This is a genomic window from Streptomyces sp. V3I7 (assembly GCF_030817495.1).
Lineage (GTDB): Bacteria > Actinomycetota > Actinomycetes > Streptomycetales > Streptomycetaceae > Streptomyces.
The window spans coordinates 3,781,115-3,802,800 of the sequence record NZ_JAUSZK010000001.1 but is presented as its reverse complement, the minus strand read 5'-3'; the positions used below and the strand labels follow the sequence as shown (position 1 = coordinate 3,802,800).

Annotated in this window: 14 protein-coding genes, 2 rRNA genes and 1 pseudogene; 3 read left to right on the top strand and 14 right to left on the bottom strand. The window is 68.8% G+C overall.

The features are described 5' to 3' along the window. Positions 1-26: 26 nt before the first annotated feature. Positions 27-3,145 (bottom strand): 23S ribosomal RNA (locus tag QFZ74_RS17810). A gap of 308 nt (positions 3,146-3,453) precedes the next feature. Next, a 16S ribosomal RNA gene (locus tag QFZ74_RS17805) occupies positions 3,454-4,978 on the bottom strand. Together the 16S and 23S rRNA genes form the textbook arrangement of a ribosomal RNA operon. 844 nt (positions 4,979-5,822) lie before the next feature. Here QFZ74_RS17805 and trpS point away from each other — a divergent pair. After that, positions 5,823-6,851, top strand: coding sequence for a tryptophan--tRNA ligase (trpS, locus tag QFZ74_RS17800; protein ID WP_307621811.1), 1,029 nt, complete (start codon positions 5,823-5,825; stop codon positions 6,849-6,851). Here trpS and QFZ74_RS17795 read toward each other — a convergent pair. The 7 genes and pseudogenes from QFZ74_RS17795 to QFZ74_RS17765 form a co-directional block, all read right to left on the bottom strand. Beyond that, positions 6,788-7,093 (bottom strand): annotated as a pseudogene (locus tag QFZ74_RS17795) (helix-turn-helix domain-containing protein); the annotation flags it as partial. The gene trpS and the pseudogene QFZ74_RS17795 sit on opposite strands and share 64 nt — an antisense overlap. 11 nt (positions 7,094-7,104) lie before the next feature. Then, positions 7,105-7,917, bottom strand: coding sequence for a pyrroline-5-carboxylate reductase (gene proC, locus QFZ74_RS17790; RefSeq protein WP_307621810.1), 813 nt, complete (start codon positions 7,915-7,917; stop codon positions 7,105-7,107). Between the two features lie 101 nt (positions 7,918-8,018). Next, a complete protein-coding gene (locus tag QFZ74_RS17785; protein ID WP_307624186.1) occupies positions 8,019-8,822 on the bottom strand; it encodes an ABC transporter permease in 804 nt (267 codons plus the stop codon). A 32-nt stretch (positions 8,823-8,854) separates the two neighbouring features. Next, positions 8,855-9,646 carry an ABC transporter ATP-binding protein gene (locus tag QFZ74_RS17780; protein WP_307621808.1) on the bottom strand — a complete coding sequence of 264 codons (792 nt, stop codon included), beginning with the start codon at positions 9,644-9,646 and terminating at the stop codon, positions 8,855-8,857. Between the two features lie 161 nt (positions 9,647-9,807). Beyond that, on the bottom strand, positions 9,808-10,587 hold the full coding sequence (locus QFZ74_RS17775; RefSeq protein ID WP_307621807.1) for a class I SAM-dependent methyltransferase: 780 nt from the start codon (positions 10,585-10,587) through the stop codon (positions 9,808-9,810). A 156-nt stretch (positions 10,588-10,743) separates the two neighbouring features. After that, positions 10,744-11,262 (bottom strand): EamA/RhaT family transporter, encoded by a 519-nt coding sequence (locus tag QFZ74_RS17770; RefSeq protein ID WP_307621806.1) that lies wholly within the window; start codon positions 11,260-11,262, stop codon positions 10,744-10,746. Between the two features lie 41 nt (positions 11,263-11,303). Continuing rightward, positions 11,304-11,621 carry an SH3 domain-containing protein gene (locus QFZ74_RS17765; RefSeq protein WP_307621805.1) on the bottom strand — a complete coding sequence of 106 codons (318 nt, stop codon included), beginning with the start codon at positions 11,619-11,621 and terminating at the stop codon, positions 11,304-11,306. A gap of 183 nt (positions 11,622-11,804) precedes the next feature. Here QFZ74_RS17765 and QFZ74_RS17760 point away from each other — a divergent pair, with 183 nt between their 5' ends. After that, positions 11,805-13,895: a serine/threonine-protein kinase gene (locus tag QFZ74_RS17760; RefSeq protein ID WP_307621804.1), complete on the top strand. Its 2,091-nt coding sequence runs from the start codon at positions 11,805-11,807 to the stop codon at positions 13,893-13,895. Positions 13,896-13,944: 49 nt separating this feature from the next. On the opposite strand, the gene ilvD is transcribed toward QFZ74_RS17760, so the two are convergent. The 4 genes from ilvD to QFZ74_RS17740 form a co-directional block, all read right to left on the bottom strand. Beyond that, the gene (ilvD, locus tag QFZ74_RS17755) at positions 13,945-15,798 is read right to left on the bottom strand and encodes a dihydroxy-acid dehydratase (protein ID WP_307621803.1); all 1,854 of its coding nucleotides are present in this window, start codon (positions 15,796-15,798) and stop codon (positions 13,945-13,947) included. A 213-nt stretch (positions 15,799-16,011) separates the two neighbouring features. Next, positions 16,012-16,623, bottom strand: a complete 612-nt coding sequence (locus QFZ74_RS17750) for a TetR/AcrR family transcriptional regulator (protein ID WP_307621802.1) — start codon at positions 16,621-16,623, stop codon at positions 16,012-16,014. Continuing rightward, positions 16,620-17,450 carry a sugar phosphate isomerase/epimerase gene (locus QFZ74_RS17745; RefSeq protein WP_307621801.1) on the bottom strand — a complete coding sequence of 277 codons (831 nt, stop codon included), beginning with the start codon at positions 17,448-17,450 and terminating at the stop codon, positions 16,620-16,622. The genes QFZ74_RS17750 and QFZ74_RS17745 overlap by 4 nt, the downstream gene beginning before the upstream one ends. 566 nt (positions 17,451-18,016) lie before the next feature. Then, the gene (locus QFZ74_RS17740) at positions 18,017-18,949 is read right to left on the bottom strand and encodes a Ppx/GppA phosphatase family protein (protein ID WP_307621800.1); all 933 of its coding nucleotides are present in this window, start codon (positions 18,947-18,949) and stop codon (positions 18,017-18,019) included. Between the two features lie 71 nt (positions 18,950-19,020). On the opposite strand from QFZ74_RS17740, the gene QFZ74_RS17735 reads away from it, so the two are divergent. Next, positions 19,021-19,878 (top strand): hypothetical protein, encoded by an 858-nt coding sequence (locus tag QFZ74_RS17735; protein ID WP_307621799.1) that lies wholly within the window; start codon positions 19,021-19,023, stop codon positions 19,876-19,878. 17 nt (positions 19,879-19,895) lie between these two features. Here QFZ74_RS17735 and QFZ74_RS17730 read toward each other — a convergent pair whose 3' ends face one another. Next, complete coding sequence (locus QFZ74_RS17730; RefSeq protein ID WP_307621798.1) at positions 19,896-21,611, bottom strand: hypothetical protein; 1,716 nt, start codon at positions 21,609-21,611, stop codon at positions 19,896-19,898. Positions 21,612-21,686 lie beyond the last annotated feature (75 nt).

Sequence of the window (21,686 nt, the reverse complement as noted above, 5' to 3'; positions counted from 1 at the left end):
AACCAACACAGTGGACGCGAGCAACTGAGGACAAGCCCTCGGCCTATTAGTACCAGTCAACTCCACCCGTTACCGGGCTTCCATATCTGGCCTATCAACCCAGTCGTCTACTGGGAGCCTTACCCTCTCAAGGAGGTGGGAATACTCATCTCGAAGCAGGCTTCCCGCTTAGATGCTTTCAGCGGTTATCCCTCCCGAACGTAGCCAACCAGCCATGCCCTTGGCAGGACAACTGGCACACCAGAGGTTCGTCCGTCCCGGTCCTCTCGTACTAGGGACAGCCCTTCTCAATATTCCTACGCGCACAGCGGATAGGGACCGAACTGTCTCACGACGTTCTAAACCCAGCTCGCGTACCGCTTTAATGGGCGAACAGCCCAACCCTTGGGACCGACTCCAGCCCCAGGATGCGACGAGCCGACATCGAGGTGCCAAACCATCCCGTCGATATGGACTCTTGGGGAAGATCAGCCTGTTATCCCCGGGGTACCTTTTATCCGTTGAGCGACGGCGCTTCCACAAGCCACCGCCGGATCACTAGTCCCGACTTTCGTCCCTGCTCGACCCGTCGGTCTCACAGTCAAGCTCCCTTGTGCACTTACACTCAACACCTGATTACCAACCAGGCTGAGGGAACCTTTGGGCGCCTCCGTTACTCTTTAGGAGGCAACCGCCCCAGTTAAACTACCCATCAGACACTGTCCCTGATCCGGATCACGGACCCAGGTTAGACATCCAGCACGACCAGACTGGTATTTCAACGACGACTCCCACGACACTGGCGTGCCGTGCTCAAAGTCTCCCAGCTATCCTACACAAGCCGAACCGAACACCAATATCAAACTGTAGTAAAGGTCCCGGGGTCTTTCCGTCCTGCTGCGCGAAACGAGCATCTTTACTCGTAGTGCAATTTCACCGGGCCTATGGTTGAGACAGTCGAGAAGTCGTTACGCCATTCGTGCAGGTCGGAACTTACCCGACAAGGAATTTCGCTACCTTAGGATGGTTATAGTTACCACCGCCGTTTACTGGCGCTTAAGTTCTCAGCTTCGCACGCCCGAAAGCGCACTAACCGGTCCCCTTAACGTTCCAGCACCGGGCAGGCGTCAGTCCGTATACATCGCCTTACGGCTTCGCACGGACCTGTGTTTTTAGTAAACAGTCGCTTCTCGCTGGTCTCTGCGGCCACCCCCAGCTCGAGCAGCAAGTGCTCTCACCAGTGATGGCCCCCCTTCTCCCGAAGTTACGGGGGCATTTTGCCGAGTTCCTTAACCATAGTTCACCCGAACGCCTCGGTATTCTCTACCTGACCACCTGAGTCGGTTTAGGGTACGGGCCGCCATGAAACTCGCTAGAGGCTTTTCTCGACAGCATAGGATCATCCACTTCACCACAATCGGCTCGGCATCAGGTCTCAGACTCATGGTGTGCGGATTTGCCTACACACCGTCCTACACCCTTACCCCGGGACTACCATCGCCCGGGCTGGACTACCTTCCTGCGTCACCCCATCACTCACCTACTAACCGCTTGGGCCGGCGGCTCCACCACTTTCCTTTCCCCGAAGGGTCCGGAACGGCTTCACGGCCTTAGCATCACGATGCTCGATGTTTGACGCTTCACAGCGGGTACCGGAATATCAACCGGTTATCCATCGACTACGCCTGTCGGCCTCGCCTTAGGTCCCGACTTACCCTGGGCAGATCAGCTTGACCCAGGAACCCTTAGTCAATCGGCGCACACGTTTCTCACGTGTGTATCGCTACTCATGCCTGCATTCTCACTCGTGAACCGTCCACAACTCGCTTCCGCGGCTGCTTCACCCGGCACACGACGCTCCCCTACCCATCCATACACCCGTTGGGGCTTATTGTATGAATGACACGACTTCGGCGGTACGCTTGAGCCCCGCTACATTGTCGGCGCGGAATCACTAGACCAGTGAGCTATTACGCACTCTTTCAAGGGTGGCTGCTTCTAAGCCAACCTCCTGGTTGTCTGTGCGACTCCACATCCTTTCCCACTTAGCGTACGCTTAGGGGCCTTAGTCGATGCTCTGGGCTGTTTCCCTCTCGACCATGGAGCTTATCCCCCACAGTCTCACTGCCGTGCTCTCACTTACCGGCATTCGGAGTTTGGCTAAGGTCAGTAACCCGGTAGGGCCCATCGCCTATCCAGTGCTCTACCTCCGGCAAGAAACACACGACGCTGCACCTAAATGCATTTCGGGGAGAACCAGCTATCACGGAGTTTGATTGGCCTTTCACCCCTAACCACAGGTCATCCCCCAGGTTTTCAACCCTGGTGGGTTCGGTCCTCCACGAAGTCTTACCTCCGCTTCAACCTGCCCATGGCTAGATCACTCCGCTTCGGGTCTTGAGCGTGCTACTGAATCGCCCTGTTCGGACTCGCTTTCGCTACGGCTTCCCCACACGGGTTAACCTCGCAACACACCGCAAACTCGCAGGCTCATTCTTCAAAAGGCACGCAGTCACGAGAAGCACCAAAGTGCTTCCGACGCTCCCACGGCTTGTAGGCACACGGTTTCAGGTACTATTTCACTCCGCTCCCGCGGTACTTTTCACCATTCCCTCACGGTACTATCCGCTATCGGTCACCAGGGAATATTTAGGCTTAGCGGGTGGTCCCGCCAGATTCACACGGGATTTCTCGGGCCCCGTGCTACTTGGGTGTCTCTCAAACGAGCCGCTGACGTTTCGACTACGGGGGTCTTACCCTCTACGCCGGACCTTTCGCATGTCCTTCGTCTACATCAACGGTTTCTGACTCGTCTCACAGCCGGCAGACTGTGAAAGAGAGATCCCACAACCCCCACGACGCAACCCCTGCCGGGTCTCACACGTCGTAGGTTTGGCCTCATCCGGTTTCGCTCGCCACTACTCCCGGAATCACGGTTGTTTTCTCTTCCTGCGGGTACTGAGATGTTTCACTTCCCCGCGTTCCCTCCACACTGCCTATGTGTTCAGCAGCGGGTGACAGCCCATGACGACTGCCGGGTTTCCCCATTCGGAAACCCCCGGATCAAAGCCTGGTTGACGGCTCCCCGGGGACTATCGTGGCCTCCCACGTCCTTCATCGGTTCCTGGTACCAAGGCATCCACCGTGCGCCCTTAAAAACTTGGCCACAGATGCTCGCGTCCACTGTGCAGTTCTCAAACAACGACCAGCCACCCATCACCCCACCAGACAAACCGGTGAGTGCACTGGGGCCGGCGACTGAGGAGAAGATCATTCCCTCAGACACCCAACAGCGTGCCCGGCCAAGCCCCCGTCCGAAGATCATGCGTTCCACACTCTTGCGAGCAGTACTAGCAGCCTCCGACCCAGGGTCCCGGCCGAATAGTCAACGTTCCACCCATGAGCAACCAGCATCAGACGTTCGCTGATGATCTGGCCTCTGACCGGGCAAGCCCGGTAAGAAGTGCTCCTTAGAAAGGAGGTGATCCAGCCGCACCTTCCGGTACGGCTACCTTGTTACGACTTCGTCCCAATCGCCAGTCCCACCTTCGACAGCTCCCTCCCACAAGGGGTTGGGCCACCGGCTTCGGGTGTTACCGACTTTCGTGACGTGACGGGCGGTGTGTACAAGGCCCGGGAACGTATTCACCGCAGCAATGCTGATCTGCGATTACTAGCGACTCCGACTTCATGGGGTCGAGTTGCAGACCCCAATCCGAACTGAGACCGGCTTTTTGAGATTCGCTCCACCTCACGGTATCGCAGCTCATTGTACCGGCCATTGTAGCACGTGTGCAGCCCAAGACATAAGGGGCATGATGACTTGACGTCGTCCCCACCTTCCTCCGAGTTGACCCCGGCGGTCTCCCGTGAGTCCCCAGCACCACAAGGGCCTGCTGGCAACACGGGACAAGGGTTGCGCTCGTTGCGGGACTTAACCCAACATCTCACGACACGAGCTGACGACAGCCATGCACCACCTGTACACCGACCACAAGGGGGGCACTATCTCTAATGCTTTCCGGTGTATGTCAAGCCTTGGTAAGGTTCTTCGCGTTGCGTCGAATTAAGCCACATGCTCCGCCGCTTGTGCGGGCCCCCGTCAATTCCTTTGAGTTTTAGCCTTGCGGCCGTACTCCCCAGGCGGGGAACTTAATGCGTTAGCTGCGGCACCGACGACGTGGAATGTCGCCAACACCTAGTTCCCACCGTTTACGGCGTGGACTACCAGGGTATCTAATCCTGTTCGCTCCCCACGCTTTCGCTCCTCAGCGTCAGTAATGGCCCAGAGATCCGCCTTCGCCACCGGTGTTCCTCCTGATATCTGCGCATTTCACCGCTACACCAGGAATTCCGATCTCCCCTACCACACTCTAGCTAGCCCGTATCGACTGCAGACTCGGAGTTAAGCCCCGAGCTTTCACAATCGACGTGACAAGCCGCCTACGAGCTCTTTACGCCCAATAATTCCGGACAACGCTTGCGCCCTACGTATTACCGCGGCTGCTGGCACGTAGTTAGCCGGCGCTTCTTCTGCAGGTACCGTCACTTTCGCTTCTTCCCTGCTGAAAGAGGTTTACAACCCGAAGGCCGTCATCCCTCACGCGGCGTCGCTGCATCAGGCTTTCGCCCATTGTGCAATATTCCCCACTGCTGCCTCCCGTAGGAGTCTGGGCCGTGTCTCAGTCCCAGTGTGGCCGGTCGCCCTCTCAGGCCGGCTACCCGTCGTCGCCTTGGTGAGCCATTACCTCACCAACAAGCTGATAGGCCGCGGGCTCATCCTTCACCGCCGGAGCTTTTAACCGCAGATCATGCGATCCGCAGTGTTATCCGGTATTAGACCCCGTTTCCAGGGCTTGTCCCAGAGTGAAGGGCAGATTGCCCACGTGTTACTCACCCGTTCGCCACTAATCCACCCCGAAGGGCTTCATCGTTCGACTTGCATGTGTTAAGCACGCCGCCAGCGTTCGTCCTGAGCCAGGATCAAACTCTCCGTGAATGTTTTCCCGTAATCGGGATGAACACCACGAGAGCGGTGCGAGAGGAGGAATAGTCCCCTCGCACACAGCGTCCTCGCTGTGTTATTTCAAAGGAACCTCGACCATCGGAATCTTCCGACGGACGGGGTATCAACATATCTGGCGTTGACTTTTGGCACGCTGTTGAGTTCTCAAGGAACGGTCGCTTCCTTTGTACTCACCCTCTCGGGCTTTCCTCCGGGCGCTTCCCTTCGGTCTTGCGTTTCCGACTCTATCAGACCGTTTTCCGATCCGATTTCCTCGGTGCTTTCCAGGTTCTCGCTCTCGCGTTTCCCTTTCCGGCGGTTCCGACTCTATCAGATCCTTTTCGGTGTCTGACCCCCAGTCAGCGGGGTTCGCCTTCCCGGCCCTGCGGCCGTTCCGACGAGTGAGACTTTAGCGGATTCCCGGCCCCGACTGCTAATCGGTGCCTGCGTTCTTTCGAACGCGGATTCCTCATTTCGCAAATACGCACGCCAAAGGCACGACGACGGATCGCCGATTGTTGGCTCGTACTTGCGGAAGTGGCTGTCCGGGGACCGACTGGAGTCGGCGCTCACGTCGGACAACTCGGAGAACACTACGCACCCCGGCGGGGTGTGTCAACCCCCATCCGGAAGATCTCCTTCCGGAGTACTGTGGGCTCCGTGATGACACGTACGTGCACCCAGCAGTGGTGGGCCGCCTGACGGCGGCCGCACGCACGTATGCACTTCAGCGGCCGCCCCCTCGGCGGCCGCTTCTCGTTTCTCCCTCCAGAGCCCTGGGAGCCGGCCGGCCGGGGCGGGCGGCCCGGCCAGGAGCTCTACCAGGGATGGAGAAGAGATGACACGGGTCTTCAGCGGGATCAAGCCGACCGGGCACCTGACGCTGGGGAACTACTTGGGAGCCATACGGCGGTGGGCCGATGTGGACCAGTACCAGTCGGACGCCTTGTTCTGCATCGTCGATCTGCACGCGCTGACCGTCGACCACGATCCCGCGCGAGTGCGTCGGCTCACCCGGCAGGACGCGACGCTGCTGCTGGCGACGGGGCTCGATCCGAAGCTGTGCACCGTGTTCGTACAGAGTCATGTGGACGAGCACGCGCGGCTCTCGTACGTGCTGGAGTGCGTGGCGACCGACGGCGAGATGCGGCGGATGATCCAGTACAAGGAGAAGTCCGCGCGCGAGCGGGAGCGGGGCGGGAGCGTACGGCTGTCGCTGCTGACGTATCCGGCGCTGATGGCGGCGGACATCCTGGCGTACGGGACGGACGAGGTGCCCGTGGGGGACGACCAGGCGCAGCACGTGGAGCTGGCGCGGGATCTGGCGGTGCGGTTCAACCAGCGGTACGGGCACACGTTCGTCGTGCCCAGGACGGCGAGTCCCCGGGTGGCCGCGCGGGTCATGAACCTTCAGGAGCCGACGTCGAAGATGGGGAAGTCGGACGACTCGGGGCCGGGGATCGTCTATCTGCTCGACGAGCCGGAGACCGTGCGGAAGAAGATCATGCGGGCGGTGACCGACAGCGGACGGGGCGTCGTCTACGACCAGGCCGAGCAGCCGGGGATCGCGAACCTGCTGGAGATCCTTGCGGCGTGCACGGGTGGGGATCCGGAGGCGCTGAGCGGTGAGTACGAGACGTACGGCGCCCTGAAGAAGGACACCGCGGAGGCCGTGGTCGAGGTGCTCAGGCCAGTGCAGGACAGGCACCGGGAGCTGTGCACGGATCCCGCGTATGTTGAGGCGGTCCTGCGGGACGGCGCCGAGAGGGCGCGGGCGATGGCCCGGCCGACGGTCGACGCCGCCTACCGGGCGATCGGGCTGCTGCCCGCGGTGGCGGAGGAGGCCGAGCCGAACGCCACGCGGTAGGCGCGAGGGCTGGTGGCGAGGCGCGATGCGAAGTGCTGGCGCATCGTGACCTCGCTGCCGAAGCCCGTGCGGCGGGCGACCTCGGGCATGGGCAGGTCGGTGCGTTCGAGGAGCTTCTGCGCGGCGGCGATGCGCTGGTCGAGAAGCCAGCGCAGCGGGGTGGTTCCCGTAGCGGCCGTGAAGTGGCGGGCGAAGGAGCGCGGGGACAAGGAGATCGTCGACGCGGCGAGGTGAGCCCCCGTGCGGGAGGTCCTCAGTCCTTGTTGCCGGTGGCGAGTTCGCGGCTGCGGTCGCGGGCGGCTTCGAGGGCGGCGATGAGGGCGGCCCGTACGCCGTGGTTCTCCAGTTCGCGGATGGCGTTGATGGTGGTGCCCGCGGGAGAGGTGACGTTCTCGCGGAGCTTGACGGGGTGTTCGCCGCTGTCGCGGAGCATCACCGCGGCGCCGATCGCGGACTGGACGATGAGTTCGTGCGCCTTGTCGCGGGGCAGGCCGAGGAGGATGCCGGCGTCGGTCATGGCCTCGACCAGGTAGAAGAAGTACGCCGGACCGGAGCCGGAGAGGGCCGTGCAGGCGTCCTGCTGCGACTCCGGGACGCGCAGCGTCTTGCCGACCGCGCCGAAGATCTCCTCGGCGTGGGCCAGGTGTTCGGCGGTGGCGTGGGTGCCGGCGGAGATGACGGACATGGCCTCGTCGACGAGGGCGGGGGTGTTCGTCATGACGCGCACGACCGGCGTGCCCGGGGCCAGGCGCTCCTCGAAGAAGGAGGTGGGGATGCCGGCGGCGCCGCTGATGACGAGGCGGTCGGCGGGGATGTGCGGGGAGAGTTCGTCCAGGAGGGCACCCATGTCCTGCGGCTTGACCGTGAGGATCAGGGTGTCGGCGGTCTTGGCGGCCTCGGGGTTGCTGACCGGGGTGACTCCGTGACGGGTGCGGAGTTCTTCGGCGCGTTCCGGGCGGCGGGCGGTGACGAGGAGGTCGGCGGGGGCCCATCCGGCCCGGATCATTCCGCTGAGCAGGGCTTCGCCGATCTTGCCGGTGCCGAGGACTGCGACTTTCTGGCTCATGCGGCTCAGTCTCGCACCGGCGGGGCGGGCTATGGGCGGGTTGTCCGGTGGGCGGACCCGCCCCCCTGCTTACGGGGCATCCGCCCCCCCTCCCCCGGGCGTCAGGGTGTCCGGCGTCGCAGGGTGGCCGCGCCGAGGACCAGGACCAGCAGGGCGCAGCACGCCACGATCAGGACGTCGCGGACGAAGGTGGCCGTCATGTCGGTGTGGTGGAGGACCTCGTTCATGCCGTCGACCGCGTACGACATCGGCAGGACGTCGGAGACGGCCTCCAGGGCGGGGTGCATGTCGGAGCGGGGAGTGAAGAGGCCGCAGAGGAGCAGCTGGGGGAAGATCACCGCGGGCATGAACTGGACCGCCTGGAACTCCGATGCCGCGAAGGCCGAGACGAACAGCCCCAGGGCCGTGCCGAGCAGGGCGTCGAGAAGGGCGACCAGCAGGAGCAGCCAGGGCGAGCCGGTGACGTCGAGGCCCAGGGCCCAGACCGCCAGCCCGGTGGCGAGCGCCGACTGGACGATCGCGATGGTGCCGAAGGCGAGCGCGTAGCCGGCGATGAGGTCGGCCTTGCCCAGCGGCATCACGAGGAGGCGTTCGAGGGTGCCCGAGGTGCGTTCGCGCAGGGTGGCGATGGACGTGACCAGGAACATCGTGATCAGCGGGAAGATCCCGAGCAGCGAGGCGCCGATGCTGTCGAAGACCTGCGTGCTGCCGTCGAAGACGTAACGCAGCAGGATCAGCATCACGCACGGGACGAGGAGCATCAGCGCGATCGTCCGCGGGTCGTGGCGGAGCTGGCGCAGCACGCGGCCCGCGGTGGCCGTGGTACGGGCGAGGGACAGGGCGCGGGTGGGGGCGGGTGCGGGTGCGGTCGTCGCGCTCGGAGTCGTAGGCGTCGTCGTGCTCATCGGGCTCATCGGGCTCACCGGCCTCATCTCGCTCATCGGGTCGTCTCCTTGCTGCGGCCCGCCGCGGCCGCCTCGTCGACCAGGTGCAGGAAGGCCGCCTCGACGGTCTCGGCACCGGTACGGGTGCGCAGCGCGTCCGGGGTGTCGTCGGCGAGGATCTCGCCCTCGCGCATGAGCAGCAGCCGGTGGCAGCGCTCGGCCTCGTCCATGACGTGGGAGGAGACGAGGAGGGTGGCGCCGCGGTTGGCGGCGATGGAGTGGAAGAGGTTCCACAGGTCGCGGCGCAGGACCGGGTCGAGGCCGACGGTGGGCTCGTCGAGGACGAGGAGTTCGGGCGAGCCGAGGAGCGCCACGGCGAGGGAGACGCGGCCCCGCTGGCCGCCGGAGAGGTTGCCCGCGAGGGCGTCGGCGTGGCCGATGAGGTCGACGTCGGCGATGGCCCGGGCGACGTCGGCCCGGCGGCGCTCGGCGGCGGAGCCACCGGGGTCGAGTATCGCGGCGAAGTAGTCGAGGTTCTGGCGCACGGTCAGGTCGTCGTAGACGGACGGGGCTTGGGTGACGTAGCCGATGCGGGTGCGCAGCGAGGGGTGGCCGGCGGGGCGGCCGAGGACGTCCAGGGTGCCGGTGACCTTGGCCTGGGCGCCGACGATCGAGCGCATCAGGGTCGACTTGCCGCATCCCGACGGGCCGAGCAGGCCGGTGATCCGACCGCGCGGCACGGTGAAGTCGAGGGCGCGCAGGACGGTGCGGGGGCCGCGTACGACGGTGAGGGCACAGGCGCTGACGGCCGGGGGCTCAGGTGGGTCGGCCGAATAATTCATCATGCGGTGAATAATGCTCCGGGTGGGGAGTGCCGTCAAGCGGGGTGCGGGCAGGAGGGGGCGGCGGCAGGGGAGTTGGGGTGTTGCCGGGCGGGGCTTGGGGTGGGACGGGGGGCGCGGGCGGGGGCGCGGGCGGAGGACGGCGCTCCGGTCAGGTGTTGCGGTCAGGTGGTGCGGGCGACGACCAGGAGGACGTCGTAGACCTCCTCGACGACGCCGTCCGGGAACGCCTTCAGCAGATGGGCGCGCTCCTCCTCGAAGAAGGCGGCTGTCTCCTGCTCCGGGGTGACGAGCAGGAGCGAGTGGCTTCCGATGTTGGCGAGGTGGGTGTCGATCGGGACGCGGCGGCTCCAGCGGACCGAGCGGCGGGTGAACCGGAGCCGTCCGCTGGGGTCGGCGCGCTCCGCGCCGTCGGCGGCCTTGCGCTGCTCGGCGGCGACGTCGACGCCGAAGAAGCAGCCGGCGCGTTCGGCGCCCGCGGCGATCCACGGGACGTCCAGGGCGTTGGTGTTCCACCACAGCGCCAGCGCACCGCCCGGACGCAGGACGCGCAGCACCTCCGGCACCGAGCGGGCCGGGTCGGTCCAGTGCCAGGCCTGGGCGTACGTGATGAAGTCCGCGCCCGCGTCGGCGATCGGGAGGGCATCGCCGCTGCCCCGGACGACGGGCACGCCGGGCAGAGCGCGACGGAACTCGGCCGCCATGCCCGCGCCGGGCTCCACCGCGACCACGTCGGCGCCCAAGGCGTGCAGGAGCGCGGTCGCGATACCGGTGCCGGCGCCGACGTCCACGACCCGGGCCCCGGCGAGCGGGCGGCCGGCGAGCTCCTCGACGGTGTCGAGGAGGGCGGGCGGGTAGGAGGGCCGGTTCGCGGCGTACTGGGCCGCGACGGCGTTGAAGGAGTGGGCTCGGTCGGCAGCCGGGGGCCGGGGTGTGGTGGTCATGCCGCCATCGTGGTGCGGAGGGGACGGCTGCGACAGGGCTGGAGAGAAAACAGCACGTTGGCTCGCTCGGCGCGGCCGAGGGTCGACTACGACCGGCCCTGCTTCAGCGGCCGGGGCTCGACTCGACCGGCCCTGCTTCAGCGGCCGGGGCTCGGCTCAGCGCCGGCTCTTCTTCCTCGCCGGGTTCCCCGTGCGCCGGGCCGAGCGGCGGGTGTACTGCTCGCGCGCGCTGTCGTACTCGGCGCGGTGGAGCTTCTCGCCGGGGGCCTCGGTGAGGGAGCGGAGGAAGTACGCGATCAGCGAGCCGACGAAGCCGATGGCGAGCAGGCCGCGGAGGGACGCCTGGCGGGCGGGGTCCGGGCGTTCGCCGAAGCCCTGCCAGGTGTTGCGGAAGGCGAGCGCGCTGCAGATCGCGAACATCGTGACGATCAGGACGGCCACGAAGGGGCCGGTGTCCGCGATCCGCAGTCCCTCGTAGGCGAACCGCAGCACGAGGCACGCGGCGACGGCCGCGCCGAGCGAGCCCACGGCCACGCCGACCCGGCGGGCGGCGTAGCCGCTGCCGCGGTGCACCCAGGACGTACCGAAGAATCGGAGGGGCTCGGGACGGGGCCCGCCGGGGGCCGCGCCGGCGGAGCCCGCAGGGGTGTCCTGGGTGCCGGGTGCGTCGCTCACCGGTTGATTATGCGGTGTGGGGTGAGCGGGCTGCGTGGGGGTCAGGAGCAGCGGTCGGCCACGTAGCCGTCGCTGCCGGTCTGGACGTAGGCATCCGACACGAACTCGCCGTTGCCGATGTTGTCCCAGATGCTCGACGTGCCGTACGGGCCGGACACCGTCGAGCCCGGCGTCTGGCAGCGGATCTGCACCCTGGCGCCCTCGGCCAGGACGCGGACGATGCCGTAGCTGGTGCCGGGACCGCTGCGGACGTTCAGGCGGACGCCCGGGGCGACCGCGTAGTAGCGATCGGCTGTCGCCGTCACGGCGGCTTCATCCGACTCGGTTCTCACGGCCTCTTCGGCGCGGTCAACAGACATGACAAACCTCCCCCGTTGACCCCATGACTGTCATGGGGACCCGTTGATTCCCCCGAAACGCAGATCGAAACATGCGTGCTCTTCTCGCACACAGTCCCCGTGAGGCCGCCTCTGCCTCGCACGTGTCATCGACTAGGCTCCCTCTGCGTCGCGCACGCGGACGAACAGCACGGGGGTGGTCCCATGGCGACACAGGGAAACGTCGGGGCGGGCGCGGAAGCGGAACTCCCCGAGTACGCCGGTCACTACCAGCTGGAGTCCCGGCTGGGGTCGGGCGGCATGGGCGTCGTTCATCTGGCCCGCAGCGCCTCGGGGATGAAGCTCGCGGTGAAGATCGTCCATGCCCAGTTCGCCAGGGACCCCGAGTTCAGAGGCCGCTTCCGGCAGGAGGTGGCCGCGGCACGGCGGGTGAGCGGTGCCTTCACGGCGCCTGCCGTCGACGCCGATCCGGATGCCGAACTCCCCTGGATGGCCACGCAGTTCATCCCCGGGCCGACGCTCTCCGACCACGTGAAGCAGAGCGGTCCCCTGGCGACGGAGCAGGTACGCCGGCTCATGGCCGGGCTCGCGGAGGCGTTGCGCGACATCCACCGGGTCGGGGTCGTGCACCGGGACCTGAAGCCGAGCAACGTGCTGCTCGCCGAGGACGGGCCGAAGGTCATCGACTTCGGTATCTCGCGGCCCAAGGACAGCGAACTGCGGACCGAGACCGGCAAGTTGATCGGTACCCCGCCGTTCATGGCGCCCGAGCAGTTCCGGCGGCCGCGCGACGTCGGGCCGGCCGCCGATGTCTTCGCGCTCGGGTCGGTGATCGTCCACGCGGCGACGGGATGCGGGCCGTTCGACTCCGACAGTCCGTACGTCGTCGCCTACCAGGTCGTCCACGACGAACCCGACCTGACCGGCGTACCGGAGAGCATCGCTCCTCTGGTGCGGCGCTGCCTCACCAAGGAACCGGAGGACCGTCCGACCCCCGCCGAGCTGGTGCGAGAACTGCGGTCTGCCTCGGCCTCGTTGGACACCCAGCCGTTCATACCCGCGCAGCGGACGTACGACGGCACCGAACCGGAGCCCCGCGCGAAGCCGGCGGAACGCGCGGCCGTGCCGGGCCGGGGCAGGCGGGTGCTCCTCGTGACGGGGGCACTCGGCGCCGTCGCGGCCGGGGTGGTCGCATCGGCCCACTGGCTCAACGGCGGCGGCCCGTCGCCGAAGAGCACCACTCCCCGCATCACGGCGGCCGCGTTCGACGCATGGCGCGCGACCCCGGTCACCGAGGGCACGGGGGTGTCCCGATGCGCCTATGGAGCAGGTGAGTTGCTGTGCAGCCGCTCCGAGACGGCCTTCGCGCTCGACCCGGCTGACGGCGAGGTGCGGTGGCGGCGCCACATCACCAAGGCCCGCTGGAGCAGGCCCCCCGTCCTCTCGGGCGGGCTCGTCCAGCTCGTCACGGACGAGGGCCGGCACGTGGAGGCCGTCGATCCCGCCTCCGGCGCGACGCGATGGCAGCAGGACCTGCCCGCGCACAGCGGGTTGAAGTACGCCGGCGGAACGCTCCTGCTGGTCCGCCCCGACGGGACCATCACCGGTGTGGACAGCGCGTCGGGCGACACGAAGTGGCAGGTACGGACGAACCATGCTGCGGCGCAGCTCGCCTTCCTCCCCGGCAGCCCGCTGGCGTACGCGACGAGCACGTCGGCCGACGGGAACAGCACCCGAGTCACCGCGCTGGACCCCGCGACCGGCGCCATGCGGTGGGACGCGCGGCTGAGGGGGGCCCTGAAGCCCGTCGGCGCCCATGACGGGGACCTGTTCTTCCTCCGCACCGATCCGGTCTACGGCGCCACGACCGCCGTCGTGCGCTACGCGCCGAGGTCCAGGACGTCGCGTGAGGTGAGGCTTCCCGCCCGTCGCGAGGGAGCCGAAGCCACTGTCCATGGCTCCGTCGTCTACCTCCTGGACGCCGGAGGGGCGCTGGACGCCCTCGACACCGACGCCGGGAAGCGGATCTGGCATCTGGAGACGTCGGTGAGCCGGGGCTCGGCGCCGATCGCCGACGACCGGCACGTGTACTTCGGCGCCGGCGACGGACGGCTCCTCGCCGTGGACGCCCGTACGGGACGGATCGCCGGACAGACGCCTCCGCACCCGGCGGCGCGACCGGGCGGAGTCGTGGCCGCCCTCCCCACCCCCATCCGAACCGCCACCCACCTCTACGCCACCACCCCCGACGGCACCGTCTTCGCCGTGGACGCGCGGGACCCCTCGGCCTGGTGAGCCGAGGGGTCGTGGCGCAAGGGGTCGTGGCGCAAGGGGCGCCGGGTGGTCAGCCCAGTTTGGTCACGTCGCGGACCGCGCCCTTGTCCGCGCTGGTGGCCATCGCCGCGTAGGCGCGCAGGGCCGCCGTGACCTTGCGGTCGCGGTTCTTCGGGGCGTACCGCCCGGACAACGCCTGCTCGCGGCGGGCCAGTTCCGTGTCGTCGACGAGGAGTTCGATCGTGCGGCCCGGGATGTCGATGCGGATGCGGTCGCCGTCCTCGACGAGGGCGATGGTGCCGCCGGCCGCGGCCTCGGGGGACGCGTGGCCGATGGAGAGGCCCGAAGTGCCGCCGGAGAAGCGGCCGTCGGTGATCAGGGCGCAGGTCTTGCCCAGACCGCGGCCCTTGAGGAAGGACGTCGGGTAGAGCATCTCCTGCATGCCGGGGCCGCCCTTGGGGCCCTCGTAGCGGATGACGACCACATCGCCGTCGGTGATCTGCTTGCCCAGGATCTTCTCGACGGCCTCCTCCTGCGACTCGCAGACGACCGCCGGGCCCTCGAAGGTCCAGATCGACTCGTCGACGCCGGCCGTCTTCACCACGCAGCCGTCGACCGCGAGGTTGCCCTTGAGGACCGCCAGGCCGCCGTCCTGGGAGTAGGCGTGCTCGACGCTGCGGATGCAGCCGCCCTCCGCGTCCTCGTCCAGCGCCTCCCAGCGCTCGGACTGGGAGAAGGCCTCGGCGGAGCGGACGCAGCCGGGGGCCGCGTGCCACAGTTCCACCGCCTCCGGGGAGGGGGAACCGCCGCGCACGTCCCAGGTCTTGAGCCAGTCGGACAGGGACGGGCTGTGGACGGCGTGCACGTCCTCGTTGAGCAGCCCGCCGCGGTGCAGCTCGCCGAGCAGCGCGGGGATGCCGCCGGCGCGGTGCACGTCCTCCATGTAGTACGTACGGTCCTTCGCGACGTTGGGCGCGACCTTGGCGAGGCAGGGGACCCGGCGGGAGACGGCGTCGATCTCCTCCAGGCCGAAGGGGACGCCGGCCTCCTGGGCCGCGGCCAGCAGGTGCAGGATCGTGTTGGTGGAGCCGCCCATGGCAATGTCCAGGGCCATCGCGTTCTCGAACGCCGCGAAGGTGGCGATGCCGCGCGGCAGGACCGAGTCGTCGTCCTGGTCGTAGTAGCGGTGGGTGAGGTCCATGACGGTGCGGGCCGCGTCCTCGTACAGCCGCCTGCGGGCGGTGTGCGTGGCGAGGACCGAGCCGTTGCCGGGGAGGGACAGGCCGATCGCCTCGGTCAGGCAGTTCATCGAGTTGGCGGTGAACATGCCGGAACAGGACCCGCAGGTCGGGCAGGCGTTCTCCTCGATACGGAGGATGTCCTCGTCCGAGATCTTGTCGTTGACGGCGTCGGAGATCGCGTCGACCAGGTCGAGCGTACGGACCGTGCCGTCGACGAGCGTGGCGCGGCCGGACTCCATGGGGCCGCCGGAGACGAAGACCGTCGGGATGTTCAGGCGCAGGGCGGCCATGAGCATGCCCGGGGTGATCTTGTCGCAGTTGGAGATGCAGACCAGCGCGTCGGCACAGTGGGCCTCGACCATGTACTCGACCGAGTCGGCGATCAGATCGCGGGAGGGGAGGCTGTACAGCATGCCGCCGTGGCCCATCGCGATGCCGTCGTCCACGGCGATCGTGTTGAACTCGCGCGGGATGCCGCCCGCCTCCGTGATCGCCTCGCTGACGATCCGGCCGACCGGCGCCAGGTGGGTGTGACCCGGCACGAACTCGGTGAAGCTGTTGGCGACCGCGATGACCGGCTTCCGGCCGATGTCCGCACCGGGTACGCCCGAGGCGCGCATCAGGGCGCGGGCGCCCGCCATGTTGCGGCCGTGGGTGACTGTGCGGGACCTCAGCTCGGGCATCGTCGCTCGCTCCTTCGCGGTTCGGGGAGTGCGATCGCGGGTTCACGGACTCCTGATGGGTGACGAGGGTACGCCGGTGATCCAGGGACCGGGACGATGTGTCCGGGATACGGGACGGTGGTCTCGTGCGCGTGGGGTTGACGATCGCCGGCTCACGGACAGGTTGACGATCGCCGGCTCACGGAGCCGAAGACCGAGTCGGAGACTGTCGGCTCAGGCGCCCGTCAGATGCCCCTGCACCACCGGTGCCACCCGGGCCACGATCTGCTCCACGTCCGCCGACGCCAGCGGCTCCACCTTGATCACGTACCGCAGCATCGCGCACCCCACCAGCTGGGCCGCCGCCAGTTCGGCGCGCAGCTCCGCGTCCGGGAGGTCCAGCTGGACGGCGATGCGGCGCAGCAGCTGGGAGGCGATGAGCCGGCGGAAGACGGCGGCCGCGGTCTCGTTGGTGACGGCGGAGCGGACGATGGCCAGCAGCGGCGTGCGGGTGGTGGGGTTCTCCCATATGCCGAAGACGAAGCGGGTCAGGCGCTCGCCGATCCCGTCCACGGGGCCGTCGGCGAGCGCGGACGGCGCGTCCAGGGCGGGCGCGAAGGCGACCGAGATCGCCGCCTCGAAGATCTGTTCCTTGGTGCCGAAGTAGTGGTGGACCAGGGCGGAGTCGACACCGGCGGACTTGGCGATGCCGCGGACGGACGTCTTCTCGTAGCCGCGCTCGGAGAACTCCTCGCGGGCCGCGGTCAGGATGCGGTCCCGGGTGTCGGCGGACTCCGTACGAGGGGGACGTCCACGGCGGCGCGCACCGGCGCTGGCGGCGGTCACGGCCCGGGCACCTTCATCGCGGAGGCCAGGTGGAGCCGGGTGAAGGCCAGGGCCTCCGCCAGGTCGGCCTCGCGCTCGGCGCTGGACATCGCGCGCCGGGTGTTGACCTCGATGACGACATGGCCGTCGAAGCCGGTCAGCGCGAGCCGCTCCAGCAGCTCGGCGCAGGGCTGGGTGCCGCGGCCGGGGACCAGGTGCTCGTCCTTGGCCGAGCCCCGGCCGTCGGCGAGGTGGACGTGGCCGAGCCGGTCGCCCATGCGGTCGACCATCTGCAGGGCGTCGGTGCGGGCCGTCGCCGTGTGGCTGAGGTCGATCGTGAAGTGGCGGTAGTCGTCCTTGGTGACGTCCCAGTCGGGGGCGTACGCGAGCATCTCGCGGTCGCGGTAGCGCCACGGGTACATGTTCTCGACGGCGAACCGTACGTCCGTCTCGTCCGCCATCCGCCAGATGCCGTCGACGAAGTCGCGGCCGTACTGCCGCTGCCAGCGGAACGGCGGGTGGACGACGACGGTGCTCGCGCCGAGCTTCTCGGCGGCCGACTTCGCCCGCTGGAGCTTGGTCCACGGGTCGGTGGACCACACGCGCTGGGTGATCAGCAGACAGGGGGCGTGAACGGCGAGGATCGGGATCCCGTGCTGGTCGGAGAGGCGGCGCAGCGCGTCGATGTCCTGGCTGACCGGGTCGGTCCACACCATGACCTCGACGCCGTCGTACCCGAGGCGCGCGGCGGTCTCGAAGGCCGTCGACGTCGACTCCGGATACACGGAGGCCGTCGACAACGCGACCTTCGCGTCCGGGATGCGGACGACGCCCTTTGGTTCTGCCACGGGGAAAGACTAACGGGGCGCGTTCGGCGGACGGGGCGGAGACGGCGGAGGGTGGTGCGTGACACATTCACCCGGCACGTGCCCCGCACCCCTCGACCCGTGGGCCCCGCGGCACCGCGCCCCGCGCCCCGCGCCCCCGCAGCCCTGGACCCCGCAGCCCTGGACCCCACGGCCCCGCAGCTCCTCAGCCCCGGGCTCCGCGACCCCGCGGTCCCTCAGACCTGGACCCCCCAGCCCCGCGCCCCGCGCCCCTGGACCCCACGGCCTCTCAGCCCTGGACCCCGCAGCCCTAAGCCCCGCGGCCTCTCAGCCCCGCGGCCTCTCAGCCCTGGACCTCACGGCCTCACGGCCCCGCGGCACCGAGCCCCGCGCCCCGCGCCCCCGCACCCCTGGACCCCTGGACCTCACGGCCTCACGGCCCTGGACCCCGCAGCCCTAAGCCCCGCGGCCTCTCGGCCCTGGGAGCCCCGCACCCCCTCAGCCCCGAGCCCCGCACTCCCTCAGCCTCACCTCACGCCTCAGTCACCCGCCTTGCGACATCCGTCTCACGCCTTATTGCATCCGTCTCACGCCGGTCCCATGTGGTCCAGCCGCCGCAGGATGACGCCCTCGCGCAGGGCCCACGGGCAGATCTCGACCGTGTCGACGCCGAAGAGGTCCATCGCCGCCTCCGCGACCAGCGCGCCCGCGAGCAACTGGCCCGCGCGGCCCTCGGAGACGCCGGGGAGCTCGGCGCGCTGCTCGGCGGTCATCTCGGCCAGGCGTGGGACCCAGGCCTCCAGGGACGACCGCTTGAGGTCGCGCTGGACGTACAGCCCCTCGGCGGAGCGGGCGGCGCCGCACAGGCGGGCGAGCTGCTTGAAGGTCTTGGAGGTGGCGACCACGTGGTCGGGGTGGCCGAGGCGGCTGATCCCCGCCACATGGCGGGCGATCTCGGCGCGCACGTGACGGCGCAGCGCCCGGACCGCCTCGGCGGTGGGCGGGTCCCCGGGCAGCCAGCCGGCGGTGAGCCGCCCGGCGCCGAGCGGCAGGGAGACGGCCGCGTCCGGCTCCTCGTCGATGCCGCTGGCGATCTCCAGCGAGCCGCCGCCGATGTCCAGGACCAGCAGTTTCCCGGCGGACCAGCCGAACCAGCGGCGGACGGCGAGGAACGTGAGCCGCGCCTCCTCGTCGCCGGTGAGGACCTTCAGTTCGACGCCGGTCGCCTTGTAGACACGCGCGATGACCTCGTCGACGTTGCTGGCCTCGCGCACGGCGGAGGTCGCGAACGGCAGCAGATCCTCGACGCCCTTGTCCTCGGCGATCTGGGCCGCCTCGCGGACGACGTCGATCAGCTTGTCGACGCCCTCGGGCCCGATCGCGCCGTCCCCGTCGAGCAGTTGGGCGAGCCGCAGCTCCGTCTTGTGCGAGTAGGCGGGCAGCGGGCGCGCGCCGGGGTGCGCGTCTACCACCAGCAGATGAACCGTGTTGGAACCCACGTCGAGGACACCGAGTCTCATATACGGAACGCTACTGCCAACCGCAGTGGGGACCGTGCCGGGAGTGGTCCCGGGCGACTTACTCTGGACGAGTGCCAAAGACGAAAAAGACGAAGGACCACAAGGGTGCCAAATCCGCCAAGGGTTCTTCGCAGGTGAAGGCGCCGAAGAAGGCGAAGAAGACCCCGGAGGAGCTTGTGTCCGACGAGACGGGGCTCGACTTCGCGCGCGCATGGGTGGAGTTCCCTGATCCGGCGGACGACGAGCAGCTCTTCCGGTGCGATCTGACATGGCTCACCTCTCGCTGGAACTGCATCTTCGGCAGCGGCTGCCAGGGCATCCAGGCCGGCCGCGCGGACGACGGGTGCTGCACGCTGGGCGCGCACTTCTCCGACGAGGACGACGAGAAGCGCGTCGCGCAGTCCGTGGCGCGTCTCACCCCGGAGATCTGGCAGCACCACGACGAGGGCGTGGCGAACGGCTGGATCTCGGAGGACGAGGACGGCGACCGGCAGACCCGCCCCTTCCAGGGCTCGTGCATCTTCCAGAACCGGCCCGGTTTCGCGGGCGGCGCGGGCTGCTCGCTGCACATCCTGGCGCTGAAGGAGGGCCGCGAGCCGCTGGAGACCAAGCCGGACGTCTGCTGGCAGCTGCCGGTCCGCCGGACGTACGACTGGATCGACCGGCCCGACGACACGCGCGTGCTGCGCATCTCCATCGGGGAGTACGACCGCCGGGGCTGGGGTCCGGGCGGCCACGACCTGCACTGGTGGTGTACGTCGGCCACCTCGGCGCACGGCGCGGGCGACCCGGTGTACGTCTCCTACCGGGCCGAGCTGACCGAGCTGATGGGCAAGGCCGGCTACGACCGCCTGGTCGAACTGTGCGAGGAGCGCCTGGCGGCGGGGCTGCCGCTGCTGGCGCCGCACCCGGCCGACCCGGTGGCCTGAGGGCCGTATCCGGGGGCTCACTGACTGCCCGACGGGCTCGGCCCTCCGCTGCCGGACGGCGGCGGGGTCGAGGTCCCCGGGTCGGAGGGGGACGACGGGTCGGTCGGGGACGGGTCGGTCGGCGTCGGTGTCGGGTCGGGTGACGACGGCGGGGGCGTGCTGCTCGACGGCGGGTCGCTGGGCTGGGAGGACGTGGGCGTCGGGTCCGGCCGGGATGGCGAGGGCGGATCGCCGGGCGTCGGCCGGCCGCTGTGGGCGGCGCCGTAGCCCTCGATCGAGACGACGGCGCCCGCGGGGGCGACGGCCAGCTGGGCGTGCCAGTGGCCGGGCGGCTCGTGGAGCCGGTCGACGTACACCTTGATCGTCAACGATTCGCCGGGGCGGAGCGTTCCCGAGGAGCGGCTGAGATAGAGCCAGTGGGCCCGAGTGGACGCCGACCAGCGGACCGGCGCGGGGCCGGAGGCGGTGAGGGTGACGAAGGTGGTCTCGCCGACGTGGTCGGCGGACACCTCGAGTTGCCCCGCGCCCTTGGCGCCGGAGACGCTGACGACCTCCACGGACACGTCGGGGCGGCCGTCCTTGGTGAGGAAGCGGCCGTCGGGCCGGGCGGCGGCGTTCCCGGCGTTCTCGTAGCCGGCCGTGCCGTCGCCGAGGCCGCCGGGGCCGTGCCGCTCGTCCGCGCTGGCGGCGGGGCCGTCCGCGTCGGCGCCGGCCGGGGCGCTGCGGTGGGCGGCCCACAGGGCGAGCACCGGGGCGGCGACCACGGTGGCGACGACGGTCGTCGTGACGGCCCGCGCGCGGAACCGGTCGCGCCGGGCGGCGCGGTCCTTGGGGTCCATCGGGAACCCGCGCCGGTCGAAGCGCGGCACGGCGGTGCCCCGCGCGCGCGGATGCCTCGCGAGGACGGCGTGCAGGGCCGCGCGGGGCGCCTCCAGGACGGGCAGCCCGGCGGGCGTCACGGTGGCGCCGGGCCAGCGGCCGGGGACGGCGCGCTCGGCGGTGCGGCGGCAGCGGGGGCAGTCGTCGACGTGCCGGACGAGCTCGCGCCGCACGGTGGCGCTGAGCACGAACTGGCTCTCCCCCGCGAGCCGCGCGACGCCCGGGCAGCCGCCGGCCTCGACGACGGCGAGCGCCGCGCGGGTGCGCTCGACCTCGCAGGCGGCGGAGGCGAGCAGCTCGCGGGCGGCGGCCGGCTCCATGCCGAGGACGGCGGCGACCTCGTGGGCGGAGAGGTGGTGGCGTACGGCGAGTTCGAGGGCCTCGCGCTGCTCGGGGCTGGTCCCGGCGGCCTCCGGCCAGGCGAGCAGGGCGAGTTCGCGCCGCCGCTGCTTCTGCACGTCCTCGGGTACGTCCGGCTCGGCGGCCGCCTGCTTCTCGGCGCCGGGGCGCCCGGCCGCGTGCGTTGCCTGACGTTTCTGCTTGGCCTCGGTCAGCTTGCGCAGGCACGCCCAGCGGGCCAGGGCGTACATCCAGGCCCGGCGGTCGCCGGGGGCCTGCGGCCCGTGCTGCCCGCGCCGCTCGGCCAGGGCGAGGACGTCACCGAGGGCGGCGGTCGCCGTGTCGTGGTCGCAGAGCACCGACAGGCAGTAGGTGAACAGGCCGTCGAGGTACGGCTCGTAACGCGCCGGCGGCCGATGCGCCAGCGTGCGCGCCGCGTCGCGATCTCGCGCCTCCCGATGCGCCCGGTGTGCGCCGGTGGTGCGGGTCGAGGTCTCGGGACTGCTGTTCATCACCTGTGCGACCGTAGGCGGCGACGGATGGCCCCTTCTTCCGGCTTGAGCACATTTACTTCGTACGGGTGAAACGAT

Bases quoted from the DNA above. Each gene is read 5' to 3' on its own strand.
- QFZ74_RS17785 (WP_307624186.1), bottom strand. From the start codon at position 8,822: ATGAGCACGACGACGCCTACGACTCCGAGCGCGACGACCGCACCCGCA.
- QFZ74_RS17765 (WP_307621805.1), bottom strand. From the start codon at position 11,621: ATGTCTGTTGACCGCGCCGAAGAGGCCGTGAGAACCGAGTCGGATGAA.
- QFZ74_RS17775 (WP_307621807.1), bottom strand. From the start codon at position 10,587: ATGACCACCACACCCCGGCCCCCGGCTGCCGACCGAGCCCACTCCTTC.
- QFZ74_RS17760 (WP_307621804.1), top strand. From the start codon at position 11,805: ATGGCGACACAGGGAAACGTCGGGGCGGGCGCGGAAGCGGAACTCCCC.
- proC (WP_307621810.1), bottom strand. From the start codon at position 7,917: ATGAGCCAGAAAGTCGCAGTCCTCGGCACCGGCAAGATCGGCGAAGCC.
- QFZ74_RS17780 (WP_307621808.1), bottom strand. From the start codon at position 9,646: ATGATGAATTATTCGGCCGACCCACCTGAGCCCCCGGCCGTCAGCGCC.
- QFZ74_RS17740 (WP_307621800.1), bottom strand. From the start codon at position 18,949: ATGAGACTCGGTGTCCTCGACGTGGGTTCCAACACGGTTCATCTGCTG.
- ilvD (WP_307621803.1), bottom strand. From the start codon at position 15,798: ATGCCCGAGCTGAGGTCCCGCACAGTCACCCACGGCCGCAACATGGCG.
- trpS (WP_307621811.1), top strand. From the start codon at position 5,823: ATGACACGGGTCTTCAGCGGGATCAAGCCGACCGGGCACCTGACGCTG.